This is a genomic window from Sutterella massiliensis, from assembly GCF_016899755.1.
GTDB classification, from domain to species: domain Bacteria; phylum Pseudomonadota; class Gammaproteobacteria; order Burkholderiales; family Burkholderiaceae_F; genus Sutterella; species Sutterella massiliensis.
Genome location: NZ_JACJJC010000032.1, coordinates 1 through 7,965, shown reverse-complemented (window position 1 = coordinate 7,965; position 7,965 = coordinate 1). Strand labels below are relative to the sequence as shown.

The following is a 7,965-nucleotide window of genomic DNA, read 5'->3' as shown; positions in this document are numbered from 1 at the left end:
CAAAACGCCTGCATCGCAGCCAGCTGCGACTTCAAGTCGTTCTTCTGAGCCGCACTACTGACACGGCAGTAAACGATTGTCAGCTTCTTTTCGGGTTCCAGACCGAAGATTTTTCTGACATCGGATTCGTCAAAATAGCGATGTCCCGATGCCAGCCTTTTTACCCGTATCTTGCCTTCTGTCTCCCATCGACGGACAGTTGAAGGAGATCGGCCGATACGTTTTGCAAATTCACTAATACGATATATCTTGCTCATAATGAGCAATTTTATTTACAAATAAACGAAATATCAAAAGCAGCAGGAATCTCTAACTACCGCTATCCGGCAACGACGCTTACCGACTCCGTGGCAAACGACCTCTTCTTCGTGCCCGAATGCCTCGGCGTCAAGATCGCGCTCGGCGACCACCGCTCGTCCTTCCCGACTACGCAGCAGGTCCTCGCGCTTTTGGCCGACATCCGCGTGGGCGCCATGATCGCCGGCAAGACCGGGTTCCTGCACATCCACATGGGCAACATCCCGGGCGCATTCGACATGTTCAAGGCGATTGTCGAAACCGGCATGCCGATTCGCCACATCCGTCCGACCCACTGCGGCCGCATTCGCCATGTCTTTGACGCGGCGGTCGAGTTCGCGAAAGCTGGCGGCTGGATCGACATCACGACGGGCGCCTCCTGCTGCTTCGAGCACCCGGCCGAAGCGGTCGTCGCCGCGATCGAAGCGGGCGTCGATCCCTCGCACATTACGCTCTCGACGGACGGCCACGGCTCGGTGCCGCGCTTCAACGAAAAGGGCGAAATGATCGGTCTCGGCGTGGGCGGCGTCGACGGCAACCTCCTCGAAACCAAGCGCCTCATCGCCGAACACCGCATGCCGATCGAAGAGGCCCTCGCCTTCACGACGAAGAACGTGGGCGCTGCGCTCGGCCTCGCCGACCAGGGCGTCGTCAAGAAGGGCGCCTGCGCCAACGCCTGCCTCTTTAACGATGCGTTCGAACTCACGGATGTCTTCGCGCGCGGCCGCGGCATGATGCGCTCGGGCGAAATCGTCGTGAAGGGCACGTTCGAGCTCTGATCGACGCTCAACCGCCACAATCCTCGGGCGGCGCCGCGCCGCCCGGAATCGAAAGCCCGCATCGATGCGTTCGATGCGGGCTTTCTTCCGTATTGGATGTCTCTCTTTCTCAAGCCTTGCGGCGAACCTCGTCAAGGTAGCTGTAGACCGTTACCTTCGAAATGCCGAGCCGCTCGGCCACGCGCTCGAGCGCGCCCTTCATGAGAAAGATTCCGCGCTCGTTCATGAAGCGGATCAGCTCGACACGACCCTCCTTCGTCGCGAGATTTTCCGCCGATTCCGCAAGAATCTTGTCGATCAGGTCGTAGACCATTTCGTGCACCTTACGGTCGCCTTCGACGGGCGCCTTCGGCTCGAAAAACGGCCGCTCGCCTTTCTTCAAGCGATGCGCTTCGAAGTCGGGAAGCGACTTCTGCAACCACGCGAGCTGTTCGCGCGCCTGCGTGCTGTCGACGTTGATGCAGAGCGCGCCGACAATCCCGCCATCGGCATCGTGAATGAAAAGCACCGAGGAACGCACGAGCCGTCCTTCGCGCTCGTAGTAATAGTTCGCAACGATCGACTCGCCTTCTTCGGCCGAAAAAAGGGCCTTCGGCACCAGATTTCGGAAGGTATCCCCGACGTGCCGCCCCGTGACGCGGTTGTTCGCGGCATAAACGACTGAGTGGTGCGGCGAGGTGAGGTCATGGAGCAGCACTTCGCAGTCTTCGCCAAACGTTCGGACGATGAGGTCCGCAACAGGCACGTAGGATTCGAGCAATGGATGCATGGCGTTTCGGGATAAAGAATTTTTTCTACCTCAATGCTCGAGTCTAGATGATTTTCTAATGCGCTCTCACGCTGCCATTGCGCAAACCGAGCGGACGCGCACCCGCGAAAATAAAAATTTCTCTAGACATATAAAAAATTCTATATATAATTTTTTTAGAGCCAACCGACACCTGCATCAATCGCAGCCGTGCCGACTCCCGCACCTCATCAACCGCAAAGGAGCATCTGCATGAAGTTCGTTCGTCCGCCTTTCAAAGGCGAAAACAAAGGCCACTACACCGCCGGCGTCATCTCGAAGGGCATGCTCTACGTCTCGGGTCAGCTTTCGATCGACCCCGACACCCGAGAAGTCTGCAAGGGCGACATCAAGGACCATGCCCGTGTTGCGCTCGATAACGTAGACCGCGTCCTCAAGGAAGCGGGCGTGCCGCGCGACCATGTCGTCTTCTGCCGCGTCTATACGCCCGACGTCAAGTATTGGGGCCCGATCAACGAGGTCTACGCAGAGTTCTTCGGCGAGCACAAACCCGGACGCGTTGTCGTCTCCACCACCGAAATGCACTTCGGCTGCCTCGTTGAAATCGAAGCGATCGCTGAAGTCGACGAAGACTGACGCCCACAACAACCAACGATCAACCGAAAAGGGAGCAACGCAAGATGGACTTCATCTGCACCAAGTGCGGCAAGCGTACGCCCACGACCACCCTTCAACCCGCCTGTTCGTGCGGCGGCCTCTTTGAACTCGATTTCACGCCCCCGAAGTGGAGCGAATCGCTTGTCGACAAGAACGAATGGAGCCAGTTCCGCTACCGCCGCTTCATGGCGCTCGAGGGCGAAGCTTGGCGCGACGTCACGATGGGCGAAGGCCGCACGCCGATCATCCGGCTTGACGACGACGTGATGCTCAAAATGGACTACATGATGCCGACCCTCTCCTTCAAGGACCGCGGCGCAGCGACACTCGTCGCGCACATGAAGTCGATCGGCGTCAAGACCTGCGTGCAGGATTCGAGCGGCAACGCCGGAAACGCCGTCGCCGCCTACGCGGCGCGCGCGGGCATCCGGTGCGAAATCTTCGTTCCCGAAGGCACGAGCCCCTCGAAGATCCGCATGATCGAGTCGCACGGCGCGAAGGTGAACGTGGTCCCGGGCACGCGCGACCACTGCGCAGACGTCTGCCGCACCAAAGTGCGAGAAGAAGGAGCCTACTACGCCAACCACGTCTACAACCCCTTCTTCTACGAAGGGATGAAGGCCTACATTTACGAAACCTTCGAAGAACTCGGCCGTATTCCCGCCAATATCGTGATTCCCGTTGGCAACGGCACGCTCTTTATCGGTGCGGTGAAGGCGCTCGAGCACCTCGAAGCTTCGGGTGCGATTGACAAGTTCCCGCGCATCATCGCGCTGCAGAGTGAAAACTGCGATCCGCTCTTTAAGGCGGTCGAAGCGCATGCGGGCGTCCCTGCGCATGTCGATCCGAAACCCACGATGGCAGAAGGCATCGCGATCGGCGTGCCGATGCGCGGCAAAGAACTGCTCGAGATGACCTACCGTCATGACATCGCCTTCGTGCGCGCTCCCGAAGAGAAGATTCTCGAAGCTCGCGCCAAAATCGCCGCACGCGGCGTTTACTGCGAGCACACGACGGCAGCGAACTACGCGGCCTATCTTGCATTCTGCGAAAAGAACGGCCCGACCCCGGACACGCTCATCACAATGTGCGGCGCCGGCATCAAGTCCGACCACTGATGTCCGCTGCAGAAAACGCCGCAAGGCTTTTTAGGCCGAGCGGCGCTTTCCGTTTGAATTCAAGTCGCAGCGCTTCAGTTCACAGCACCTGAGGCCGCCCGGTCCGCGGCTTCATCGATCGCGTTCTGCTTTTCGGCCGCCGCCGCGCCGCGCGCGAGCTGCATCGGCATCAGAACAGCGAGGGCCGCCAGGAAGAAAAGTCCCGTCACCCAGATCGCAAGGCGCTGATCGTTGCCGGCCGCCCACGAGACCGCCCCGTAGCAAAGGGGCCCCACGATGGCGGCAAGCCAGAGCGCCATGTTCCAGAGGCCGTAGAACTCGGCCGAGCGCTTCTTGGGTGCAAAAATCGCCACCATCGCACGCCCGGCGGACTGGCTCGAGCCCATGGCAATGCCGGCAAGATTCGCCGCCACCCAGAAAACGGGACGCGTCTCGGCCAAGGCCGCCGTCACGATCATGAGAAGCCACACGCAGAGCGTGAGTCCGAGCGCACGCTTGTGTCCGATGCGGTCCTGCACATAGCCGAACGCGAAGGCACCGATTGCCGCGGTGATGTTGACGAGGAAGACCATCAGAATCGTGTCTTCGGTCGTGAAGCCCATCACCTGCGCGGCGTAGACCGCCGAGAGCGTGATCACGACGGAGACCCCCGACTGGTAGCAAAAACCGCAGACGGCAAGAAGACCAAAGTCGGGAAAGCGCCCGAGGCTCTTCATGGTGCGTCCGACGTCGCGAAGGCTCTCGAGCGCGAGTTTCCCGAAGGGAAGCTTCTCGTGCGCGCGCGGCTCGGCGCGCTCCTTAACGAAGAGAAAGAGCGGCAGCGCCGCCATGGCAAAAACGGCCGCAGTGATGAGCATCGTCCCCGCAATGCGCGCGTCGCTCCCGAGCCCGACCGCGTCGCCCGACGTGACAAGGAGAAGCGAAAGCCCGAGCGTCACGAGGCCGCCGCAGTACCCGAAGGACCACCCCCAGCCGGAAACTTTGCCCACGGCCTCCTCGCGGGCCAACTCGGGAAGGAAAGCCGAATTGAGCGTCTCGCCCACGTTGTAGCCGAGATTCGAAAGAATCACCATGAGCGTGGCCCAGACAATCGTGCCGGGTCCCGCGAACGCAAGTCCCACGGTGCCCAGAATGCAGAGGAGCGTCGCGGCAAAAAGCCAGCGCTTTTTCGACGCATTGCGGTCGGCAAGCGCCGCAATGGCGGGCATTGCAAAGAGGCCGATCGCATTGCTCGCCGCAATGACGACCGTCCAGAGGAAGGTCGCCCATTCGGCCCCGCCCGCGACGACGGAAACGAAATACGCGTTGAAGACCGCCGTCAGCACCACGGTCGTATAGCCCGAATTCGCGAAGTCGAATGCGGCCCAGGCCCACACTTCGCGCGGCGCAACACCCGCCTTCAATGTTTTCGGATCCATCAGTCGTTCCTCACGAGCCCCTGAATGTGCGTGAGCACGCTGCGCGCGAGGCTGCGCACGGCATAGCCGCCTTCGAGCACGCTCACGAGCCGTCCCTCGCAGAGTTCGCCCGCCGCGCGCACCAAGCGCCGCGTCATGCGCGCGTAGTCGATTTCGGCTGCCTTGAGCTGCGCCATGTGCTCTTCGACATGCGCATCAAAACCCGCCGAAAGAAGCACGAGCTGCGGCTTATAAGCCTCGAGCGCCGGCAGCCAAATATGTTCGACCACGTCCGAAAGCACGTGCCCCTCGGCGCCCGCAGCGAGCGGCGTCGCAACGACGTTCTCGGGCGTCGGCTCCATGCGCGTAAAGGGAAAGAGCGGCCACTGAAAAAGCGAAAAAAATCGGAATTGCGGCAACCCCGCCAAAATCGACTCGGTGCCGTCGCCGTGGTGCACGTCAAAGTCGAGCACCGCAATGCGCTCGAGTTTGTAGCGCGCACGCGCGTAAAGCGCGCCGATCGCCACGTTGTTGAGGTAGCAAAAGCCCGAAGCGCGATTGCGCCAGGCGTGGTGTCCGGGCGGGCGCACCGCACAGAAGGCGTTCTTTACCGTGCGTGTAAAAAGTTCGTCGACGGCCCGAACAACGGCGCCCGCGCTTGCCATGGCGCAGCGAAAAGTGTCGGGGCCGACCTTGGTGTCGGGCTCGCTGAAGCGCTTGAGCGCCTCGGCGTCGCCTGCGGAAGCGCGTTCAAGATCAGCGAGATAGTCCGCATCGTGCGCAAGGAGCACGGTTTCACGCGGCGCCGGTCCGCAGTCGACGCGGCGCAGGATGTCGTCGACGCCGCCCGCCATGAGTCGAGTCTCGATCGCCTCGATGCGTTCGGGCGACTCCGGCGCATTCTCAAGCGGATTGGGGAGCTCGACGAGCTGATGCGTGAAATAGCCGGTCGGCAGCCTGCGCCAATTCGAATCGATCATTGGATGTTTATGAACATGTTGTCTTCCTAGACGACAGGCTATCACAGCCTCGTCCAACAGTTCGAAACGCTTTTGCCGTCCCAATGGCGTCTTGGCGCCAAATCCGCGTGGCTACAATCGGAGAAGGATGATCGAACAACCGGACTCGAGACCCATGCACACAGCGCCCTTTGCCCTCTTCTCGCGCCGCCCGTACACACCGACGACTCGCGCGGCGCCCCTCGAAAGCGCCAGGGCGGCTTCGTCGGTCCGGCGGTTTGCACCCGTGCCGACACTCGTCGCTCTCTTCGTGCTCGCCGCAGCCCCGGATCTTCGGGCGCAGGCACCGCAGTCCTTCGTCACGACGACACTCACTTCCTATGCCGCGCTCGAACCGACCGCTGTCGACCCTGCAGCGGTTTTGCGCGTTGCGGACGTCTCGAACGCTGCCGAGGCATCGGCGGGCGCACAAGGTGCGACGACCGAAACGTCTTTGGCAAAGCCGCAGACGGCTGCAGAAAAGCATCCCGCTAAGACGACAAAGCCCGAAGAAGCGAAAAAGCGCTCGAAATCCGCGAAAAACACGACCGTCTCCGACTACGTCGAGCGCGCCGAGGTGCAGGCTTATCTCAGAAGCGTTTCTGAGGAAAAGGGCATTCCTTACGAATGGCTCGAGCGAGAAGTGGCGCTCGCACGCTATTCACCGCTTTCGGAAAAGTACACGACGCCTAAGCCCAAAGCCGACAAAAAGCGCACGCCCGACAAGAACTTCATCCTCTACGAGCGTAACCTCGTCAATGCCGAGCGCATCGACCGCGGCATCGACTTCATGGAACGCAACCTCGAGACGCTTCGCCGCGTCGAAAAGGATACGGGCGTAAGCGGCTATGCCGTAACGGCAATCATCGGCGTCGAGTCGATTTACGGGCGCAACATGGGACGCTTTCGCGTGCTCGACGCGCTCATGACGCTCTCCTTTGACTACACGCGGCGTGCGAATTACTACCGTTCGGAACTCTCGAGCTTTCTTGACTTCTGCTACCGCCAGGATGTCGCCCCCGTTTCGGTGACGGGCTCTTTTGCGGGCGCGCTCGGCCTCGGCCAGTTCATGCCCGCCTCGCTCAACGCTTACGGTCGCGACGGCGACGGCGACGGCAAAATCGACATCGTCAAAAACGAAGCCGACGGGATTGCATCGGTAGCGAATTTCCTCCTCGAGCACGGCTGGCCTCGCGGCAAGCGACCGCTCTATCCGGTGAACGCCACGGAGGCGATCTTCAAGGCGACGAACTCGGGCGGCATCCACACGAACGCGACGGTCGCGAGCCTGCTTGCCGCAGGCGTGACGCCCGTCGGCGCTCTGCCCTTGGCGCCGGACGAAAAAGCGATGCTCGTCAACCTGCCTTGGATCGCCAAAGACAATACGCGCGGCGTCGACTACTACATCGGCACGGATGCCTTCTCGGCCATTCTTCGCTACAACCGCAGCTATTTTTATGCGGCCGCCGTGACGCTTCTCGCCTATGAGCTCGAAGAACAGTCCAAAGGCATCATGCGCGAGCCGCCGGCCGAGGCGTCCGGCCAAACGGCTGCGGCCCCGTCAGGCGGCACGGTCGCCAAGCCGTAAAAGCGCTGGGCAACCGCATCAAGCGGGCGCCCAGCGGCGCGCGATCCAGGCCCCCAAAGCCAAAATGGCGATCGCGCAGCCCAAAAGCGTTGACGACGCCATGCGTTCCGCCAAAAGCGGAAAGACGAAGGCGGCTGCGGCCGCCCCGATGCGCGAAACAGCCGTGACGGCGCCGACGAGCGTCGTGCGCACTTCGGTCGCGAAAAGGCGGTTCGGATACACAAAGTCGAGCGGCGCCTGCAGACCATAGGCCGCCGCAAAGAGGATAAAGGCGGCGTTCGTCGTTGTCGGACTTGACTCCGCAAAGAGATTCCTGCTGCTTTTGATATTTCGTTTATTTGTAAATAAAATTGCTCATTATGAGCAAGATATATCGTATTAGT

At 61.0% G+C, this 7,965-nt stretch carries 9 protein-coding genes; 4 read left to right on the top strand and 5 right to left on the bottom strand.

Annotation, left to right across the window (positions count from 1 at the left end):
• The coding region (locus H6A60_RS10875) for a MerR family transcriptional regulator (protein WP_205104513.1) at window positions 1–257 on the bottom strand (257 nt) is incomplete at its 3' end.
• 90 nt (window positions 258–347) lie between these two features.
• On the opposite strand from H6A60_RS10875, the gene H6A60_RS10870 reads away from it, so the two are divergent.
• Window positions 348–1,076 (top strand): amidohydrolase family protein, encoded by a 729-nt coding sequence (locus H6A60_RS10870; RefSeq protein ID WP_338054867.1) that lies wholly within the window; start codon window positions 348–350, stop codon window positions 1,074–1,076.
• Between the two features lie 109 nt (window positions 1,077–1,185).
• On the opposite strand, the gene H6A60_RS10865 is transcribed toward H6A60_RS10870, so the two are convergent.
• On the bottom strand, window positions 1,186–1,845 hold the full coding sequence (locus H6A60_RS10865) for a helix-turn-helix transcriptional regulator (protein ID WP_205104511.1): 660 nt from the start codon (window positions 1,843–1,845) through the stop codon (window positions 1,186–1,188).
• 231 nt (window positions 1,846–2,076) lie between these two features.
• Here H6A60_RS10865 and H6A60_RS10860 point away from each other — a divergent pair, with 231 nt between their 5' ends.
• A complete protein-coding gene (locus H6A60_RS10860; RefSeq protein ID WP_205104508.1) occupies window positions 2,077–2,460 on the top strand; it encodes a RidA family protein in 384 nt (127 codons plus the stop codon).
• A gap of 44 nt (window positions 2,461–2,504) precedes the next feature.
• On the top strand, window positions 2,505–3,599 hold the full coding sequence (locus tag H6A60_RS10855; protein ID WP_205104506.1) for a pyridoxal-phosphate dependent enzyme: 1,095 nt from the start codon (window positions 2,505–2,507) through the stop codon (window positions 3,597–3,599).
• A 74-nt stretch (window positions 3,600–3,673) separates the two neighbouring features.
• On the opposite strand, the gene H6A60_RS10850 is transcribed toward H6A60_RS10855, so the two are convergent.
• Complete coding sequence (locus H6A60_RS10850) at window positions 3,674–5,017, bottom strand: MFS transporter (RefSeq protein WP_205104504.1); 1,344 nt, start codon at window positions 5,015–5,017, stop codon at window positions 3,674–3,676.
• Entirely contained in the window at window positions 5,017–5,976 is a 960-nt protein-coding gene (locus H6A60_RS10845; protein WP_205104502.1) for a histone deacetylase family protein, read from the bottom strand. The genes H6A60_RS10850 and H6A60_RS10845 overlap by 1 nt, the downstream gene beginning before the upstream one ends.
• 154 nt (window positions 5,977–6,130) lie before the next feature.
• On the opposite strand from H6A60_RS10845, the gene H6A60_RS10840 reads away from it, so the two are divergent.
• Window positions 6,131–7,582 (top strand): lytic murein transglycosylase, encoded by a 1,452-nt coding sequence (locus H6A60_RS10840; RefSeq protein WP_205104500.1) that lies wholly within the window; start codon window positions 6,131–6,133, stop codon window positions 7,580–7,582.
• 18 nt (window positions 7,583–7,600) lie between these two features.
• Here the strand turns inward: H6A60_RS10840 and H6A60_RS10835 are convergent, their stop codons facing one another.
• Window positions 7,601–7,804, bottom strand: coding sequence for a hypothetical protein (locus H6A60_RS10835; protein WP_205104498.1), 204 nt, complete (start codon window positions 7,802–7,804; stop codon window positions 7,601–7,603).
• Between the last annotated feature and the right edge of the window lie 161 nt (window positions 7,805–7,965).

What these genes read in the sequence shown, in the direction of transcription:
- H6A60_RS10860 (WP_205104508.1), top strand. Translation starts at nt 2,077, where the DNA reads ATGAAGTTCGTTCGTCCGCCTTTCAAAGGCGAAAACAAAGGCCACTAC.
- H6A60_RS10850 (WP_205104504.1), bottom strand. Translation starts at nt 5,017, where the DNA reads ATGGATCCGAAAACATTGAAGGCGGGTGTTGCGCCGCGCGAAGTGTGG.
- H6A60_RS10855 (WP_205104506.1), top strand. Translation starts at nt 2,505, where the DNA reads ATGGACTTCATCTGCACCAAGTGCGGCAAGCGTACGCCCACGACCACC.
- H6A60_RS10845 (WP_205104502.1), bottom strand. Translation starts at nt 5,976, where the DNA reads ATGATCGATTCGAATTGGCGCAGGCTGCCGACCGGCTATTTCACGCAT.
- H6A60_RS10865 (WP_205104511.1), bottom strand. Translation starts at nt 1,845, where the DNA reads ATGCATCCATTGCTCGAATCCTACGTGCCTGTTGCGGACCTCATCGTC.
- H6A60_RS10840 (WP_205104500.1), top strand. Translation starts at nt 6,131, where the DNA reads ATGCACACAGCGCCCTTTGCCCTCTTCTCGCGCCGCCCGTACACACCG.